The organism is Gordonia sp. UCD-TK1 (assembly GCF_001691435.1).
GTDB lineage: Bacteria > Actinomycetota > Actinomycetes > Mycobacteriales > Mycobacteriaceae > Gordonia > Gordonia hongkongensis.
Genome location: NZ_LZMP01000028.1, coordinates 1 through 16,536, shown reverse-complemented (window position 1 = coordinate 16,536; position 16,536 = coordinate 1). Strand labels below are relative to the sequence as shown.

At 69.8% G+C, this 16,536-nt stretch carries 15 protein-coding genes; 8 read left to right on the top strand and 7 right to left on the bottom strand.

Annotated elements, in window-relative coordinates; translation table 11 throughout:
• Positions 1 to 36: 36 nt before the first annotated feature.
• Positions 37 to 1,431 carry a cell wall metabolism sensor histidine kinase WalK gene (locus A9310_RS16150; protein WP_175401154.1) on the top strand — a complete coding sequence of 465 codons (1,395 nt, stop codon included), beginning with the start codon at positions 37 to 39 and terminating at the stop codon, positions 1,429 to 1,431.
• On the opposite strand, the gene A9310_RS16145 is transcribed toward A9310_RS16150, so the two are convergent.
• Complete coding sequence (locus A9310_RS16145; RefSeq protein WP_065631499.1) at positions 1,428 to 2,267, bottom strand: hypothetical protein; 840 nt, start codon at positions 2,265 to 2,267, stop codon at positions 1,428 to 1,430. The two genes, A9310_RS16150 and A9310_RS16145, sit on opposite strands and share 4 nt — an antisense overlap.
• 17 nt (positions 2,268 to 2,284) lie before the next feature.
• Entirely contained in the window at positions 2,285 to 3,280 is a 996-nt protein-coding gene (locus A9310_RS16140; RefSeq protein ID WP_065631498.1) for a DNA adenine methylase, read from the bottom strand.
• A gap of 200 nt (positions 3,281 to 3,480) precedes the next feature.
• On the opposite strand from A9310_RS16140, the gene A9310_RS16135 reads away from it, so the two are divergent.
• Positions 3,481 to 3,906: an HIT family protein gene (locus A9310_RS16135; protein ID WP_065631497.1), complete on the top strand. Its 426-nt coding sequence runs from the start codon at positions 3,481 to 3,483 to the stop codon at positions 3,904 to 3,906.
• A 90-nt stretch (positions 3,907 to 3,996) separates the two neighbouring features.
• Here the strand turns inward: A9310_RS16135 and A9310_RS16130 are convergent, their stop codons facing one another.
• Positions 3,997 to 6,117 (bottom strand): RecQ family ATP-dependent DNA helicase, encoded by a 2,121-nt coding sequence (locus tag A9310_RS16130; protein WP_065631496.1) that lies wholly within the window; start codon positions 6,115 to 6,117, stop codon positions 3,997 to 3,999.
• Between the two features lie 137 nt (positions 6,118 to 6,254).
• Between A9310_RS16130 and A9310_RS16125 the strand changes: the two genes are divergently transcribed.
• Genes A9310_RS16125 through purD form a run of 3 tightly spaced genes read left to right on the top strand, consistent with a single transcriptional unit; the run spans position 6,255 to position 10,900 of the window.
• Positions 6,255 to 7,520 (top strand): bifunctional glycosyltransferase family 2/GtrA family protein, encoded by a 1,266-nt coding sequence (locus tag A9310_RS16125; protein ID WP_065631495.1) that lies wholly within the window; start codon positions 6,255 to 6,257, stop codon positions 7,518 to 7,520.
• The gene (locus tag A9310_RS16120) at positions 7,517 to 9,592 is read left to right on the top strand and encodes a glycosyltransferase family 39 protein (RefSeq protein ID WP_065631494.1); all 2,076 of its coding nucleotides are present in this window, start codon (positions 7,517 to 7,519) and stop codon (positions 9,590 to 9,592) included. The genes A9310_RS16125 and A9310_RS16120 overlap by 4 nt, the downstream gene beginning before the upstream one ends.
• A 54-nt stretch (positions 9,593 to 9,646) precedes the next feature.
• Positions 9,647 to 10,900, top strand: a complete 1,254-nt coding sequence (purD, locus tag A9310_RS16115) for a phosphoribosylamine--glycine ligase (RefSeq protein WP_175401151.1) — start codon at positions 9,647 to 9,649, stop codon at positions 10,898 to 10,900.
• A 73-nt stretch (positions 10,901 to 10,973) separates the two neighbouring features.
• Here purD and A9310_RS16110 read toward each other — a convergent pair whose 3' ends face one another.
• The 3 genes from A9310_RS16110 to A9310_RS16100 form a co-directional block, all read right to left on the bottom strand.
• Positions 10,974 to 11,918, bottom strand: coding sequence for an alpha/beta hydrolase family protein (locus A9310_RS16110; protein ID WP_065631492.1), 945 nt, complete (start codon positions 11,916 to 11,918; stop codon positions 10,974 to 10,976).
• Positions 11,919 to 11,998: 80 nt separating this feature from the next.
• Positions 11,999 to 12,490, bottom strand: a complete 492-nt coding sequence (locus A9310_RS16105; protein ID WP_065631491.1) for a nucleoside deaminase — start codon at positions 12,488 to 12,490, stop codon at positions 11,999 to 12,001.
• A gap of 53 nt (positions 12,491 to 12,543) precedes the next feature.
• The gene (locus A9310_RS16100; RefSeq protein ID WP_065631528.1) at positions 12,544 to 13,299 is read right to left on the bottom strand and encodes a DUF6882 domain-containing protein; all 756 of its coding nucleotides are present in this window, start codon (positions 13,297 to 13,299) and stop codon (positions 12,544 to 12,546) included.
• Positions 13,300 to 13,480: 181 nt separating this feature from the next.
• On the opposite strand from A9310_RS16100, the gene A9310_RS16095 reads away from it, so the two are divergent.
• The 3 genes from A9310_RS16095 (at position 13,481) to purB (ending at position 16,066) form a co-directional block, all read left to right on the top strand.
• On the top strand, positions 13,481 to 14,074 hold the full coding sequence (locus tag A9310_RS16095; protein WP_171011670.1) for a TetR/AcrR family transcriptional regulator: 594 nt from the start codon (positions 13,481 to 13,483) through the stop codon (positions 14,072 to 14,074).
• A 99-nt stretch (positions 14,075 to 14,173) separates the two neighbouring features.
• On the top strand, positions 14,174 to 14,575 hold the full coding sequence (locus tag A9310_RS16090; protein WP_065631490.1) for a hypothetical protein: 402 nt from the start codon (positions 14,174 to 14,176) through the stop codon (positions 14,573 to 14,575).
• 63 nt (positions 14,576 to 14,638) lie between these two features.
• Positions 14,639 to 16,066, top strand: coding sequence for an adenylosuccinate lyase (gene purB / locus A9310_RS16085; RefSeq protein ID WP_065631489.1), 1,428 nt, complete (start codon positions 14,639 to 14,641; stop codon positions 16,064 to 16,066).
• Between the two features lie 287 nt (positions 16,067 to 16,353).
• On the opposite strand, the gene A9310_RS16080 is transcribed toward purB, so the two are convergent.
• A partial coding sequence (locus tag A9310_RS16080; RefSeq protein ID WP_175401127.1) for a transposase occupies positions 16,354 to 16,536 on the bottom strand: 183 nt, incomplete at its 5' end.

The following is a 16,536-nucleotide window of genomic DNA, read 5'->3' as shown; positions in this document are numbered from 1 at the left end:
GGCACGCGGAAGCGCGGTGTCCCACTGCGGATCTCGATGGTGGCGCTGACGGTGCTGCTCGTCGCCATCGGACTCCTCGCCTCCGGTGTCGCGGTGACCTCGTCGATGCGGCAGGACCTCATCTCCCGCGCCGACGAGGGGCTGGAGAACGCGGTACGCACGTGGGCCGAACCCCGTGGCCTCCTCGGCGACGGCCCCGGCCCACCCGGGCCCCGCCGGCCGCCGTCGCCCTACTACGTCGAGTCCGTCGTCTACGGACCCGGCGGGATGTCGGCCGACAACGTCTACAACCAGTTCGACGACGCGCCCGACCTCAGTGGACTGACCGGTGACAACGCCGGACCCGTCACCGTCCCGTCCGTCGACGGGGACGGTCCGCAGTGGCGGGTCATCAAGCACAGCAACAGCTTCGGCAGATCCATCGTGGCCACCCCGATGTCCGACATCGACGACACGGTCAGCAGGCTGATCTGGCTGCAGCTCGCGATCGGCGCGCTGGTCGTCCTGCTCATCGGGGTGCTGAGCTACGTCCTGGTGCGCACGAGTCTGCGCCCGCTCCGCCGGGTCGAGGAGACCGCGCACGAGATCGCGGAGGGCAATCTGACGCGGCGGGTGCCGCCGGCGCCGCCGAACACCGAGGTCGGCAGTCTGTCGGACTCGCTGAACCGGATGCTCGGCCAGATCCAGCATGCGTTCGCCTCGACGGCCGCGTCCGAACAGCAGGCCCGCGCCTCCGAGGAGCGGATGCGCCGTTTCGTCGCCGACGCCAGCCACGAACTACGGACCCCGCTCACGTCCATCAAGGGATTCGCCGAACTCTATTCACAGGGCGGCGTCCCCGACGTGACCGACGCGATGCGGCGCATCGACGACGAGGCCGGCCGGATGAACCTGCTGGTGGAGGATCTGCTGATGCTCGCGCGACTCGACGCGCAGCGGCCGCTGGATTCGACTCCTGTCGACCTCCTCGGTCTGGCCGCCGATGCCGTGCAGAGCGCCCGTGTCGCCGCAGCCGAGCGCGAGATCCGGCTCGACGTCGTCCCGGGCGATCGGCCGCCGGTCGTCCTCGGCGACGGGCCCCGCCTGGTCCAGGTGCTGCGCAACCTCATCGGCAACGCCGTGAACCACACCCCGGCGGACGCCTCGATCACGGTCGGGGTGAGCGTCGACGACGCCGCGAGCCCCGGGGAGGCGGTGCTGACCGTCGCCGACACCGGGCCGGGGCTCTCGCCGGAGGACGCCGAGCGCGTCTTCGAGCGCTTCTACCGCGGGGACTCGTCCCGACATCGCGGCTCCGGCGGCGGTAGCGGCCTCGGCCTCTCGATCGTCGCGGCACTGGTCGCCGCGCACGGCGGCCGCGTCGGCGTGGACGCGAGCCCCGGTGTGGGAGCGACGTTCTGGGTGCGCCTACCGCTCGCGGAGGCCGATTAGATCAACCGGCGCAACGTGGCGAACTCGGTGACGTCGTCGCGGAACCGGTCGAGTCCGACGAGCGTGTACATCCCGTCGATCTGCCGGTTGGCCCACAGCTGGTGGATGCGGCGTAGGTCGGATTGCCGTGACTTCCAGCCGATCCCGTCGATCACCGCGAGGACGAGCTGGGTCGGCAACCGCACCTCGGCCATCTCCTCGATCTCACGGACCGCGTCGGTGAGTTTGGAACCGGTCGAGTCGAAGCCCTTGGCCGCGACCACGATGTCGGCCGACGACGGGTCGCCGACGATGAGGTCGGCGGGCGCGGTCCGGCCGTTGCGTCCCGCGAACCGCGAGCGGGTGACGTAGTCGAGGCCGATGTCGCGGGCGATGTCCTCGATCTCGTCCTCGATACGCCGGCCCGATGCGCCCGCGCGGGTGGCGGTGGCGCGGGTGCCGGCGCGGGCCACGAGAATGTCGGCGAAGGTGAACGTGCGGGACAGCTGGGTGCGCAGCATGCGGACCAGGTCGAACTCGGTGTCGAGCCAGGTCACTAGCTCGACCGGTTGTGCGCGCGCCAATGCATGCCAGCCGCTGGTGTCGAACCGGTCGCGCAGGGCGTTCTTCAGCTTCTCCTGGGACAGCCCGACGGCGAGCCCCAGTACAGGGACATCGGTGGGGTTGTCGCGCACCCACGCCGCCAGTCCCGCGATGTCGGTGTCGAGGAGTTCGCCGAGACGCGCCGTGGCCTGCGTGATCCGCTCGGCCTCCGGCGTCGACGCGGTCGGGTCGACGTGAGACGTCAACCGTCCCAACGATTGCAGGTAGTCGTCGAAGTCGCCCGCGGTGCTCATCGTGGAGAGTCGTCCACTCAGTCCCGGCCGATGAACAGGTACTCGCTCACGTCGCGGCGGGTCGCGGCGGCGTGGGTGCCGAAGCTGTACTTGTGGTCGATCGCGATGACCTCCACCGACGGCTTGACCTTACCGAGCAGGTCGACGATGCGGTCCTTGCCGGGCAACGCATTCGACGAGTACGACAGCACGATGGCGCCGGCGTCCTCGAAATGCTCGAAGGTGCGCAGCAGCGCGTCCTCGATGGTCCGCTTGTAGGCGAAGGGGGTGAAGCGTTTCGGCAGCTTCTTGGTCTTCGTGTTCTCCATGATGCTCATGCCGCGCCAGTAGGCCGACAGGCCTTCGAGGAAGTGGTAACGCTTGATGTAGTCGTTGTCGTCGGTCGGCGGGGCGTACGGAGGATCGAGGTACACGAGGTCCGGTGCTGCCCAGGGTAATTCGAGGTCGAAGATGTCGCCCTGCACGCTCCGGCTGTTGCGTCCGTTGCTGAACACGGTGGCGTTGTAGTCCGCGGCCGCCCGCAGACGGAAGTGGTCGCGCAGCGACATCGTCAGGTCGCGACGACCGTCGGCGTAACGCGTCGAGTCGGTGAAGGTGAACACGCCACGGGGTTGTTTGCGCGCAGCCGAGAGGACGAGGGCGGCGATCGCGAGATCGCGTCGGTAACCGCGCAGTGCGTCGATGTGCGACCACGCGGAGTCCAGGAACGCACGGTCCTCGGTGGTGAAGTACAACCCGTCGAACGTCCGCGAGATGTAGTCCCGATCGTCGGCGGGCGGACCGCAGATGGCCTCGATCAGTTCCGGCCCGAGCCGGACACTCGAATTGGCCACCGACGCGCGGGTGATGATGTGCGGGAAGTTGAGGAAGTCGTTGCTGACGACCTCGAAGCCCTGCGCCTTCAGCAGATAGGACACCACCCCGGAACCCGAGAAGGCGTCGACCGCGGTGGATCCGCCGATGTCGGCGAAGGTGCGTTCGAGGTGGGGCAGCAGCCGGTATTTGGAGCCCATGTACCGGAGGCGGGGGAACCGTTGGGCGCGGGCCAGGACGTCGCTGGATCCGACGAGGGCTCGGGACGTGCGTCCTGCCCGGGATGATTCTGGCCCACTCACACCGAAAAGAATGTCATGGACCCCTGACATCCCGGGACAACACTCGCCGTCGCCGGCGGCGTCACCGTGGCGACGCCCGCACCCCCTAGACTCGGCCCATGGCATCGGTCTTCAGCATGATCATCAATGGCGATCTCCCGGGTCGATTCGTCTGGAAGGACGGCGAGGCGGTCGCGTTCCTCACGATCGAACCGGTCACGCCCGGTCACGTCCTGGTGGTTCCCCGCGCCGAGGTCGACCACTGGGAGCAGATGGACACCGCCGCGTTCGCGCACCTCAGCGCGGTCGCGCAGAACGTGGGTCGCGCGGTGAAAGACGCCTTCGACGCGCCGCGGATGGGCCTGCTCATCGCCGGCCTCGAAGTCCCGCACGTGCACGTCCACGTGTTCCCGGCACTCTCGATGCAGACCTTCGACCTCGCGCACGCGAACAAGAACGCCCGTCCCGAGGACCTCGACGCCGCGGCCGAGAAGATCCGCGCGAGCCTTCGCTCGCTCGGGTACGGCGAGTACGTCGCCGACTGACCCGACCGTCGGCAAACCCACCGCTTTTCGGCGAACCCACCCCTCGTCAGGGTGCTGGGTATGCCGAAAAGGGGTGGGTTTGCGTAGGGCTCACACCGTCCGGTGGATCAGCAGCGGTAGCACCGCGGTGGCGCCGGCCTCGCGGAGGGCGGCGGCGGCCAGGGTGATCGGCCAGCCCGAGCCGTTGGCGTCGACCACGAGCAGCACGGCGCGGCCCGCGACGTCGGGTGGGTCGCCGAGGTGGTCCCGCCAGTACGCGGCCTCGACCGCGCCGGTCGCGTCGGTGGGCGGATCGCCCATGCGCACGGGAAAACTGCCGCCCTCGCGTTTCCCGACCTTCCGCAGGTGGTCGGCCAGGGTCTCGGCCAGGACGGTGCCGGTCAGCCGGAGCGACACGATGACGTCGGCCCGGATGCCGGGGTCGCGCACCCACGCGGCCAGCGTCGCGACCGCGGCGTCGCCCAACTCTGCGAGCGCGCGCTCGTCGCCGTTGCGGGCCGCGGCCAGCACCTCGACCCACTCCGGGGCGTCGGCATGGGCCAGGACACGACCCGGCTCGGCCAGGAGATCGGCGGAAATTCTTCCGCGACGCCCGAATTCGCCACCGGGCCACATCTTGCGGGGGTCCAGGGTCTGGGCCTTGCGACGCAGCGTCGAGGTCACGGTGCGGACGATCTCGGCGTCGACCGAATCGGGGAGTCCTTCGCTGAGGGCGCCCCGGCAGACCGAGCAGCGTCCGCAGTCCGCGGCCTGCGGGTCGTCGAGGGATTCGGTCAGCAACCGCATGAGGCACGTGCGGCCCGCGATGTAGGCGCGCATGATGTCGGCCTCCCGACGGCGCACGGCGAGGATGCCGTCGTAGTGCTCGGCGTCGTAGGTCCAGGGCTTGCCGGTGACGACCCACCCGTCGGCGGTCCGGTCGGTGACGCCGTCGACCGCCAGTTGCTTGAGCATCAACTCGATACGCGTGCGCCGGAAGCGGGTGGCGGCCTCGAGCTGCACCACCGACTGCGGCTCCGCCGCGGATTCCAGGGCGGCGAGCAGGTCACGCATCTTGTCGGGATCGGGGATGGTCGCGGTCGCAAAATGGTCCCAGATCCGGTCGTCGGTCTGCGACGCCAGCAGCATCACGACGGCGTCGTCGAGGGCGCGTCCGGCACGGCCGACCTGCTGATAGTAGGAGACCGGCGACGGCGGTGACCCGACATGCACCACGAAGCCGAGATCTGGCTTGTCGTAACCCATTCCGAGCGCCGACGTCGCGACCAGCGCCTTGACCTCGTTGCGCAGCAACGCGTCCTCGAGCTCATGGCGGCGGTCGGCGTCGAGCTGGCCGGTGTAGGCCGCCACCGCGACGGCGTCGCCATGGACGGCCCGGATCGCCTCGACCAGGCGGTCGGCGTCGGCGACGGTCAGCACGTAGACGATGCCCGACCCCGGCAGCGAAGGCAGCGACTGCGCGACCCACCCGTACCGCTGGACCGGGGACAGGCCGTCGAGGACGTTGAGGTGCAGCGACTTTCGTGCCAGCGGCCCGCGGAGGACGAGCGTGGGCTCACCACCGGCCCCGGCGTCAAGCTGAGCCGCCACGTCCTCGGTGACACGGGCGTTGGCGGTCGCGGTGGTGGCCAGCACGGGCGTCGTCGGGTTGACGGTACGCAGCACGTCGGCGACGCGGCGGTAGTCCGGGCGGAAGTCGTGGCCCCAGTCGGAGACCGCATGTGCTTCGTCGATGACGAGCAGGCCGAGGTTGCCGGCCAAGGCGTCGAGAACCCGGCGACCGAAGCCCGGATTGGCGAGCCGTTCCGGTGACACGAGCAGCACGTCGAGGTCGCCTGCGCGCAGCTGGGCCTCGATCATGGACCACTCGTCGACATTGGACGAGTTGAGCGTCGCCGCCGACAACCCACCGCGAGCGGCGGCTGCCACCTGGTCGCGCATGAGCGACAGCAGCGGCGACACGATGAGCGTCGGCCCCCCGCCACCCGCCCGGATGATCGCGGTCGCCGACCAGTAGACCGCCGACTTGCCCCACCCCGTCGCCTGGACGACCAGCACGCGTGCGCCGTGCTCGGTGGGATCGGCGGGCCGGCCGGCCAGTGCGGTCACGGCCCGGAGCTGGTCGTCGCGCAGCGCGGCGCCCTCACCGGCCAGGCTGGTGATGACGCGGTTGGCGGCGGTCAGCTGGTCCGGGGCGAGGGTTGCGGCCATGCGCCCCAATGTAGTGGCGCCCTCGGACACGCCGACGCCCTCCGTCCACACCGCGGCGTGCGCGCGGCCAAACGCTCACAGGAACCTGGCAGTTCACATGCAGGGTGACGCGAGGCTGGGAACCGAGAGTTGCCCGCATGATCCCAGAAGCACCGCCGGGCGCCACGGCGCAGATGTACACCCTCGCCGACACCTCCACGTCCAATCCAGTACTCGACATCGTGGTCCCCGTCTACAACGAGCAGGACGACATCGCCTCGTCGGTGCGACGCCTGGCCGACCACCTGCGCGCGCATGTGCCGTACGCGTCGCGGATCACCGTCGCCGACAACGCCAGCACCGACGACACCCTCGAGATCGCCGTCGCGCTGGCCGGTGAACTCGAGGGCGTTCGGGTCGTCCATCTCGAGCAGAAGGGCCGCGGACGCGCGCTGAGCGCGGTGTGGCAGCACAGTGACGCCGAGATCGTCGCGTACTGCGACGTCGACCTCTCGACCGACCTCAACGCCCTGATGCCGCTCATCGCCCCGCTGGTGTCGCGGCACTCCGACATCGCGATCGGGACGCGGCTCAACCGCTCCGCACGCGTGGTCCGAGGGCCCAAGCGCGAGTTCATCTCCCGCTCGTACAACCTGATGCTGCGCACCGCGATGGGCGCCCGGTTCTCCGATGCGCAATGCGGATTCAAGGCCATGCGCACCGAGATCGCCCGCGAACTGCTGCCGTTCGTCGCCGACACCGGCTGGTTCTTCGACACCGAACTCCTGGTCCTCGCCGAACAGATCGGTCTGCGCATCGCCGAGGTGCCGGTGGACTGGGTCGACGACCCCGACAGCACCGTCGACATCGTGCCGACCGCGATCGCGGATCTGAAAGGCTGTGCGCGCGTGGGTCTCGCGCTCGCGATGGGTCGACTCCCGATCGCCCAGTTACGCGCCTCGATCGGCCGGGACCGGGCTGCGGGACCGCAGCTCGACGGCGTGCCGGCGGGCATGGTCGGTCAGCTCGCCCGCTTCTGCGTGGTGGGCGTGGCCTCGACGCTCGCCTACGCGGTCCTGTTCCTGGCGCTGCACTCGTTCCTGGGCGCCCAGGTCTCCAACGTGGTCGCGCTCGCGATCACCGCGGTCCTCAACACCGCCGCCAACCGGCGCTTCAGCTTCGGCATCCGCGGACGCGACAACGCCCTGCGCCACCAGCTCTTCGGCCTCGGCGTCTTCCTCTTCGGCTGGGTCGTCACCTCGGGTGCGCTGTTCGTTCTCCACACCGTCGCCCCCGACGCGACGAAACACATCGAACTGATGATCCTGGTGATCGCGAACCTGGTGGCGACGCTCACCCGGTTCGTCGGTCTCCGCTGGGTGTTCCGCAAGGCACCCGCTCACCACACGGAGGTTGCCGCATGAGTACCACCCTCGTCTCCCCGGTGGGCTCCGTTGCGCCCGCGGACTCGTCAGGAGTGACGCGATCCCCGGCGAAAAGTGCCATCTGGGAACGTCTCTCGCTGGCGGCGCTACTGGTCGGCACCACGGTGGCCTACCTGTGGAACCTGTCGATCAACGGGTGGGCCAACTCCTTCTACTCGGCTGCCATCCAGGCCGGCTCCCAGTCGTGGAAGGCCTGGTTCTTCGGGTCGTCGGACATGGCGAACTCCATCACGGTCGACAAACCGCCTGCCTCGCTGTGGATTCCGGGGCTCAGCGCCCGGATCTTCGGGGTCAACTCGTGGTCGATCCTGGTGCCCGAGGCGCTGATGGGCGTCGCCTCGGTGGCGCTGCTCTACGTGATCACCCGGAAGTACTTCGGCCACTGGGCCGGCATCGTCGCGGGGGTGACCCTCGCGGTGACACCGGTCGCGGCGATGATGTTCCGCTTCGACAACCCCGAGGCGCTGCTCATCCTGCTGATGATCGCCGCGGTCTGGTCGATGATGAAGGGACTCGAGGACGGACGGTGGCGATGGCTGGTTCTGACCGGCGTGTTCGTCGGATTCGGATTCCTCACCAAGCAACTCCAGGTCATGCTGATCGTGCCGCCGCTGGCGGTCACCTACCTCGCCTTCGGGCCGCGCGGTTGGTTGCGCCGGATCGGACAACTGTTCGCCGCGCTCGGCGCGATGATCGTCAGCGCCGGCTGGTGGATTCTCGCCGTCGAGCTGTGGCCCGCGTCGTCGCGTCCGTACATCGGTGGCTCGCAGAACAACTCGATCCTCGAGTTGACCCTCGGCTACAACGGCCTGGGCCGGCTCAACGGCAACGAGACCGGCGCCGTCGTCCCCGGTGGTGGGGGAAACGCGATGGAGGGCATGGGCGGTGGACCGGGTGGCCCCGGAGGCGGGGGCGGCGCGTGGGGCGAGACCGGCTGGCTGCGGATGTTCGAACCCGCGCAGGGCGGTCAGATCGCCTCACTCATCCCGACCGGCCTGATCCTCGCCGCCGTGGCGCTCGTACTGATCGGCAGGGCCCGCCGAACCGGCCCGCGCCGTGCGTATCTGGCCGTCTGGTCGCTCTGGCTGCTGGTCACGATGGGCGTCTTCAGCTTCATGGCCGGCATCTTCCACCAGTACTACACGGCGGCACTGGCTCCCGCGGTCGCCGCGGTCGTCGCGGGCGGCGCCGCGGTGTGCTGGTCGCACCGGGACCGGCTGTGGGTGCGGATCGCGCTCGGGATCTCCGTCGCGGCCGCCGCGATCTGGGGCTTCGTCCTGCTCGCTCGCACACCCGACTTCGTGCCGTGGCTGCGATACGCGGTCCTCGTCGTGGGGCTGCTCGCCGCGGTGGCCATGGTCTTCGCCCAGCGTCGGAGCTTGGCGACCGCAGCGCTCATCGGGGCCATCATGGCCGGCCTGGCCGGGCCGGTCGCCTACACCGTCGACACGATCGCGACCGAGAAGAGCGGATCCATCATCACCGCCGGACCGCGCGTCGAGGGCGAATTCGGTCCCGGTGGCGGTGGACCGGGTGGACGAGGTGGCCCGGGTGGACCCGGCGGACGGGGCATGCCCGGCATGCCACCGCAGGGATTGGGAGCACCCGGGCAGGGGATGCCCGGTATGGGTCAACAGGATGGGGGCGGTCGCGGTGGCGACGGCGCCGGAGGACTGCTCCGCGGTTCGACGCCGTCGGCGGCGCTCGTGGACAGGCTCACCGCCGACGCCGACGAGTACACGTGGGTCGCAGCTGCCGTGGGCTCGATGTCGGCGTCGGGCTACCAGCTCGAGACCGGACACTCGGTGATGCCGATCGGCGGATTCAACGGCAGCGATCCGTCGCCGACCCTGGCCGAATTCCAGCAGCTCGTGGCCGCGAAGAAGATCCACTACTTCATCGGTGGCGGTTCTGGTCCCGGTATGGGGGGCGGCATGGGCGGCAACTCGTCGCAACCGTCGTCGCAGATCAGCACCTGGGTGCAGGAGAACTTCACCGCCGTCACCGTCGACGGCGTGACCCTGTACGACCTCACCCAGCCCACGAGCTGACCGGCGCCGACACCGTTTGGGCGGTCACGGGTACCGGCGTTTAGAGTCATGGACGTGCGCGTACTCGTGATCGGCTCGGGCGGCCGCGAACATGCCCTCCTCATCGGTCTGGCGAACGATCCGGCGGTCACCGACCTGCACGTCGCCCCGGGCAACGCCGGCACCTCGTCGATCGCCACGAACCATCCCGTCGACGCCGTCTCCGGCGACGCGGTCGTCGCGCTGGCACGCGAGATCGGCGCCGACCTCGTGGTCATCGGTCCCGAGGTGCCCCTGGTCCTCGGGGTCGCCGACGCCCTGCGCGCGGCCGGCATCGCGACCTTCGGTCCGAGTGCTGAGGCCGCGCAGATCGAGGGGTCGAAGGCCTTCGCGAAGGACGTCATGAAGGCCGCGGGGGTCACGACCGCCCACGCCGAGATCGTCGACAATCCCGCCCGGCTCGACGCCGCACTCGACCGGTTCGGCCCGACCTGGGTCGTCAAGGACGACGGTCTGGCCGCGGGCAAGGGCGTCGTCGTCACCGCGGACCGTGACGTCGCCCGCGATCACGCGGCCGAGTGCCTCGAGAGCGGCCACCCCGTCCTGCTGGAGAGCTTCCTCGACGGGCCGGAGGTGTCGCTGTTCTGCCTCGTCGACGGCGAGACCGTGGTGCCCCTGCTGCCCGCCCAGGACCACAAGCGCGTCGGGGACGACGACGCCGGACCGAACACCGGCGGGATGGGTGCCTACACGCCGTTGCCCTGGCTGCCCGCCGAGATGACCACGCGCATCGTCGACGAGGTCGTCAAACCCGTTGCCGCCGAGATGGTTCGACGAGGCATCCCGTTCTCCGGCCTGCTGTACGCCGGTCTGGCGATCGGGTCGGACGGGCCCGCCGTCGTCGAATTCAACTGTCGCTTCGGCGATCCGGAGACCCAGGCGGTGCTGGCCCTGCTCGAATCGCCGCTCGGGCAGGCGCTGCACGCGACCGCCACCGGCACCCTCGCCGACCTACCGCCGCTGCAGTGGCGCGACGGGGCCGCGGTCACCGTCGTGGTCGCCGCGGAGAACTACCCCGGCAAGCCGCGCACCGGCGACCTCATCACCGGTGCCGACACCGACGGGGTGCTGCACGCCGGCACCGCGCGCAACGCCGACGGAGCCGTCGTCTCCTCGGGTGGGCGGGTGCTCGCGGTGGTGGGCACCGGCGCCGATCTTGCCGAAGCTCGCGAGCAGGCCTACGCGCGGATCGCGAACATCAAGCTCCCCGGTTCGCACTTCCGCCGCGACATCGGCCGCAACGCCCTCGAGGGCCGGATCAGCATCTGAGTCTCGCTCCCTCGTCCCATTCCCGATCACCGAAATCGGTTGTGCGAGAACGAAATAGGGAACGACGGTCGACTCAGACCGCCAGGTTCCGCCCGAGGAACTCGACCTGCTCGGGCAGGACGCTGCGCCAGTAGCGATTGGTGTGACCACCCGCCGCGGTCCCGAACGCCGCCGGTGGCCGGAGTCCGGCGGCCCACTGCCGCGTGTAGGTGTAGAACTGGTCGCTCGAGCCGATGTTGATCAGCAGCGGGATCTTCGCGAACTTCGGCTGGGCCCCGAACAGCGAGTTCGCCTGGTAGTCGGCGAGGCCGTCGAAGGCGCGCGGCGGGAAGTTGCGCGGGTCGGCCCACATCGCGGGGGAGCTGACCGCGACCGCGGCGACCCGCGGCGAACCCAGCATGGCCGCCAGGCGCAACGCGCCGTACCCGCCCATCGACCATCCGAACAGGCCGATGCGTTCGGTGGACAGGTCCAGGTCCGGATTGCTCGCGAGCATCGGCAGGAACTCGTCGAGGATCATCGCGCCCCCGTCGGCGCCGTCGGTGCGTCGGTGATAGTAGTTGCGCCCGATGTCGGCGGCGGCCAGCGCGAACGGCGCGTTCCCGGCGTCGACGTACTGCTGCATCACCGACTGCATCTCGAGCTTCGGCCCGAAGATCGACTTCTCGTTGGTGTTGAGTGCGTGCAGCACGACGACGACGGGGAGGGTGCCCGTCACCCCGTTGGGCCGGGCGACGGCCCAGCGCGTGTCACGCCCGGCCATGCGCGCCGAGCGGAAGCTGCCGGTGATCAGCGGCGGGCCGCCGGTGACCGGTGGCGGTGACGCCTCGACCGGTAGTTCGTCGTCGGCCCGGCCCTCGAGCTTGCGCGGCTCCACCGACGTCGGCGGGGTCGACCCCGAGCACGCGGCGACCCCCAGGGCGGCGGCGCCGAGGCCGGCGGCCAGGACAGCACGACGCCCGACGAACGCACGGGCGTGTTCGTCGGGATTGCTGGGGAGGTCTGGCACTCGGGTCATCGAGTCAACAGGGTAATGGCCGACCCCCGTCCCGCCGCAACGGAATGGCTCCCGACGCGCACCGTTGTGAGGAATTCCTCTCAGCTGTGCTGCCAGAAACCGGCGTGGACCTCGTGTGCGGCGTCGATCGCGAACGGACCGCGTACCACGATCGGCCGACTGCCCGCCTCGAAGATCCGTCGGCACGGCATCGCCAGCGTGGGATTGGCGGGATCGTCGCCGGTCATCTCCCGCAGGTCGTCCTCGCCGAGCGCGTAGACGACCGTCCCGACCCCGGCCCAGTAGATCGCGCCGGCGCACATGGCGCACGGCTCGGTGCTGGTGTACAGCGTCAGCTCGGCGCGCGTGTCGAGATCGAGGTGCCCGACCGCGCGGACGACGTTCGTCTCGGCATGCCCGGTCGGGTCACCCGCGGTGTCCACGGAATTTATCGCTTCGGCGACCACGCTGCCGTCCGGCGCCACGAGCAGTGAGCCGAACGGGTGGTCGCCGCGCGTCCGGGCCCGGGCGGCGAGGTCGATCGCCTGCCGGAGATGGGTGATGTCGGGGTCCTCGTGACTGTCGGGGGACATGTCCCGATCGTCGCACGGTTCCGCACGCCGGCGTGGGGCGAACGGCGAGTGTCTCAGGCCTGCCCGACGAGTTCACAGCTGAAGTCGACGGGCCGCGCGCGCCGGTCGAACTCGACGTGCGCCACCGACTCGCCGTCGGTGACGTCGCAGATCGGCGACCGGCCGCCGTCGGAGCCGGTGCGCCAGCTGATGTGCCAGCCGCGGCGGGCGGCCATCCCGTGGATCGCCACCCGATGATCGTTGACCGCAAGTGATCTCATCACCGTCGGCATCGTGGTGGCGAAGTCGGCGAAGGTCGGTTCGGGCAGCGCGACGTCGTCGAGGAGGTACACCGCGAGATCCCCGTCGTCGTGCTGTGCCGTCCAGTACGGACTGATCCCGGTGCTCTCGACCGCGGCCGCGGCCACGATGTCGATCGCCTCTGTCCGGTAGTCGGCGATCTGGTCGCGAGACAGGCTGGGCGGCAACGACACCCGGGGAACGGCGAAATCATCGACGCCGAATCGGGCGCCGACGTCGCGCAGCGCGGCGGCTGGACCCGCCGGTTCGCCGCGGGGATGGGCCCACCCCCACACGATCGCGTCCGATTCGATGACCGCGATCAGGGTGGCACGTGAACGGACACAGTCGCGCTGCCCGTCCGGGTCGGACGAGGCCGTCGAGGTGAAGACGACGGACCGCTCCGCCGGGTCGCAGCGCGACTCGAAGCTACCGAGCCGTTCGCGCAGGAAGTCGGCGAACGCGACCTGCCGCAGACAGGTGTAGAGCGCCGCGTAATCGGCGACAGCATGGAGGCCGTCGAACTGCATGAGGTCACGGTAACCGCGGGTGTGGTCGTCGTACCCCTCTGTCCGACGTCCGACTGACGGTCGACCGCCGTCGGGCATTCCGCCGAGGTCAGCGGGCTTATACGGGAATCCGCCTGGGCGTGTATCGCTTTGGTGAAAGCGATACGACGGTACCGGCCCTTTGGCAGCATTGACTCCCATGATGACCTCGGCGGCGACACCGAAGGGTGCGCGGCGGCGGTCTCGACTGATCGAGGCTGCCGGCGAGTTGCTGCTCGAAGGAGGCTTCGATGCAGTGCGTCATCGCGCGGTGGCCGAGCGCGCGCAACTACCGCTGGCGTCGACCACCTATTACTTCGGTTCCCTCGACGACCTGATGGCCGAGGCCGCCGCCAATCTGTGCGCGCACGACGAGACCGCAGTCGCCGCCCGCTGCAACGCCCTTCCGCGCCGGCACCGGGGCAGCACGGCGACGGCGGGTGCCCTCGCCGACGTCTTCGTCGGCTCCGACACCACCCTCCAGCAGCTGTCCGCGCGGTACGAGATGATCGCGCTCGCGGCGCGGTATCCGCTTCTGCGCGAGGTCGTCGCGAGTCGGGGACAATCGCTGGCGTTCCACCACTGCGAGGTCCTGGTGAAGTCGCACCGGGTCGCCGATCCGGCGCACATTGCGCAACTGATCGGCATCGAGGACGGAGCCATCGTGGGAGCGTTGTCCCAGACGGCGGTGCGACCGGTCGACGCGGTGCGCGACGCGCTGCTCGACGTCGTCGACGTCCTCGCCCCGCGGGAGTGACCGGACGGAGCGCCCGGGCCGAACCTCGCGAACTCACCGCGCGGTGGACGCGGCGATGACACGATGGGGCGTCAGGTCACCGACGGGGAAGGGGATCGCGTGTCAGCGAGACGATGGATGGTGGGAGTCGGGGCCGCGCTCGGCGCGGCGGTCATGGGGGCCACGGCGTTCGTCGCCCCGACGGCGCAGGCGGCGCCGGCCGGGCGGGTCGATGCGTCGATCCCGTTCTCCTCGGCGGTCTACGGCACCGGCTGCACCTATCCGCTGACCGTGGCGGTCAACTCGTCCGGCTGGGTCGAGTTCTTCGAGGTCAAGGCGGGTCTGCCGCCGCGTTTCGTCGGCCGCGACCTGCCTCAGGGGGCTCTCGCCTCGACCACGTGGGTCCCACACCGGACCGGTGACAAGTATCTGTATGCCGTGCAGAACGGGAAGGTGTCGGCGCCGACGTTCGTCCGCGTGCGACAGGGTTACGGGTCCAATGGAGCGTGCATCGCATTCTGACCGCGCGTGCGCGGCCCTCTCCGGGTTTTGAGGATCGCGACGGCCGCGACCTACACTGACCGGGTGTCGAAGCCCGTCATCGCCAACGTCCTGGCCAGCCGCTATGCCTCCGCCGATCTCGCCGAACTGTGGTCGGCGAGCACCAAGATCGAGCTCGAACGGCGACTGTGGATCGCGGTCCTCAAGGCGCAGCGCGACCTCGGCATCGATGTACCGGCCGACGCCATCGCCGACTACGAACGCGTCGTCGACCAGGTCGATCTCGCATCCATCGCGGAGCGTGAACGGGTCACCCGCCACGATGTGAAGGCCCGGATCGAGGAGTTCAACGCCCTGGCCGGCCACGAGCAGATCCACAAGGGCATGACCAGCCGCGACCTCACCGAGAACGTCGAGCAGCTGCAGATCCTGCGTTCGCTCGAACACGTCCACGCCCACGGGGTGGCCGTGCTCGCGCGCATCGTCGCGCGCGCCGCCGACTACTCGTCGACGGTGATGGCCGGACGCAGTCACAACGTCGCCGCCCAGGCCACCACGCTCGGCAAGCGGTTCGCCTCGGCGGCCGACGAGCTGATGATCGCGCTCACCCGGTTGCGCGAACTCATCGACCGCTACCCGCTGCGCGGGATCAAGGGGCCGATGGGCACCTCGCAGGACATGCTCGACCTCCTCGGTGGCGACGCGGTGAAGCTCGCCGACCTCGAGGGCCGGGTCGCCGACCACCTCGGGTTCGCCCGCTCGTTCACCTCGGTCGGCCAGATCTATCCGCGGTCGCTCGACCACGACGTGGTGTCGGCACTCGTGCAGCTGGCGGCCGCGCCGTYGTCGCTGGCCCACACCATCCGGCTGATGGCGGGCCACGAGCTGGTCACCGAGGGCTTCCAGCCCGGTCAGGTCGGCAGCTCGGCGATGCCGCACAAGATGAACACCCGCAGCTGCGAACGCGTCAACGGGCTCGCGGTCGTACTCCGCGGATACGGCTCGATGGCCGCCGAACTGGCGGGCGCGCAGTGGAACGAGGGCGACGTCTTCTGCTCGGTCGTCCGTCGCGTGGCCCTGCCCGACGCGTTCTTCGCGATCGACGGACTGATGGAGACCTTCTTGACCGTGCTCGACGAGTTCGGCGCCTACCCGGCGGTGATCGCCAACGAGCTCGACCGTTATCTGCCGTTCCTCGCGACCACCAAGGTCCTGATGGCCGCGGTGCGCGCCGGCGTCGGGCGGGAGACCGCGCACGAGGCGATCAAGGAGAACGCGGTCGCGGTCGCGCTCGCCATGCGGGAGGAGGGACGCGAACCCGACCTCCTCGACCGGCTCGCCGCCGACGACCGTATCCCGCTCGACCGCGCGCAGCTCGACGCGTTGCTGGCCGACAAGACGGCCTTCGTCGGTGCCGCCGAACAGCAGGTCGCCGACGTCATCGCGGCCGCGGAGAAGATCATCGGGCAGTACCCCGACGCCGCGGGCTACTCGCCGGCGCCGATCCTGTAGCTCTCCGCCACCTCACTCCGGCTCGCTGACGTCGGAGTGCCTGCTACCCCTGCTCCCTGAGGTGCGAGCGAAGCGAGCCACGAAGGGCTCCGCAACGTGTCTCACCAGGCCCTTCGTGGCTCGTCGCTATCGCTCCTCACACCTCAGGGAGCAATGGGGTCGCTCCTTTCGGATTAGGAGCCTGCTGAATTAGGGTCCAGCCTGGGTTGAGGTTCCTGCTGCGGGGATGTGTCGGTTCCGGGGTGTGGTCGTGGTGATCGATCTAGGTGGGGCGGCGGTGCCGCGGTTCAGGCGGTGGCCAGTGTCCAGGTGCCGTTGGTGGTAGTCAGTCCGAGGGTGATCAGGCGGCGTAGGTTGATCGCGGCGGCGCGGTGGTGCAGCCAGTTGTTGTTGCGTTCGATTCCACGGTAGGGCACCCGCCGGTTACCGCGGGTGAGCCAGGCAATCGTCCGTTCGACCATGGGTCGATG

Excerpts from the sequence above, each read along its gene's own strand:
- A9310_RS16150 (WP_175401154.1), top strand. The coding sequence starts at position 37 with ATGGTGGCGCTGACGGTGCTGCTCGTCGCCATCGGACTCCTCGCCTCC.
- A9310_RS16145 (WP_065631499.1), bottom strand. The coding sequence starts at position 2,267 with ATGAGCACCGCGGGCGACTTCGACGACTACCTGCAATCGTTGGGACGG.
- A9310_RS16140 (WP_065631498.1), bottom strand. The coding sequence starts at position 3,280 with ATGGGCTCCAAATACCGGCTGCTGCCCCACCTCGAACGCACCTTCGCC.
- A9310_RS16135 (WP_065631497.1), top strand. The coding sequence starts at position 3,481 with ATGGCATCGGTCTTCAGCATGATCATCAATGGCGATCTCCCGGGTCGA.
- A9310_RS16130 (WP_065631496.1), bottom strand. The coding sequence starts at position 6,117 with ATGGCCGCAACCCTCGCCCCGGACCAGCTGACCGCCGCCAACCGCGTC.
- A9310_RS16125 (WP_065631495.1), top strand. The coding sequence starts at position 6,255 with ATGATCCCAGAAGCACCGCCGGGCGCCACGGCGCAGATGTACACCCTC.
- A9310_RS16120 (WP_065631494.1), top strand. The coding sequence starts at position 7,517 with ATGAGTACCACCCTCGTCTCCCCGGTGGGCTCCGTTGCGCCCGCGGAC.
- A9310_RS16110 (WP_065631492.1), bottom strand. The coding sequence starts at position 11,918 with ATGACCCGAGTGCCAGACCTCCCCAGCAATCCCGACGAACACGCCCGT.
- A9310_RS16105 (WP_065631491.1), bottom strand. The coding sequence starts at position 12,490 with ATGTCCCCCGACAGTCACGAGGACCCCGACATCACCCATCTCCGGCAG.
- A9310_RS16100 (WP_065631528.1), bottom strand. The coding sequence starts at position 13,299 with ATGCAGTTCGACGGCCTCCATGCTGTCGCCGATTACGCGGCGCTCTAC.
- A9310_RS16095 (WP_171011670.1), top strand. The coding sequence starts at position 13,481 with ATGACCTCGGCGGCGACACCGAAGGGTGCGCGGCGGCGGTCTCGACTG.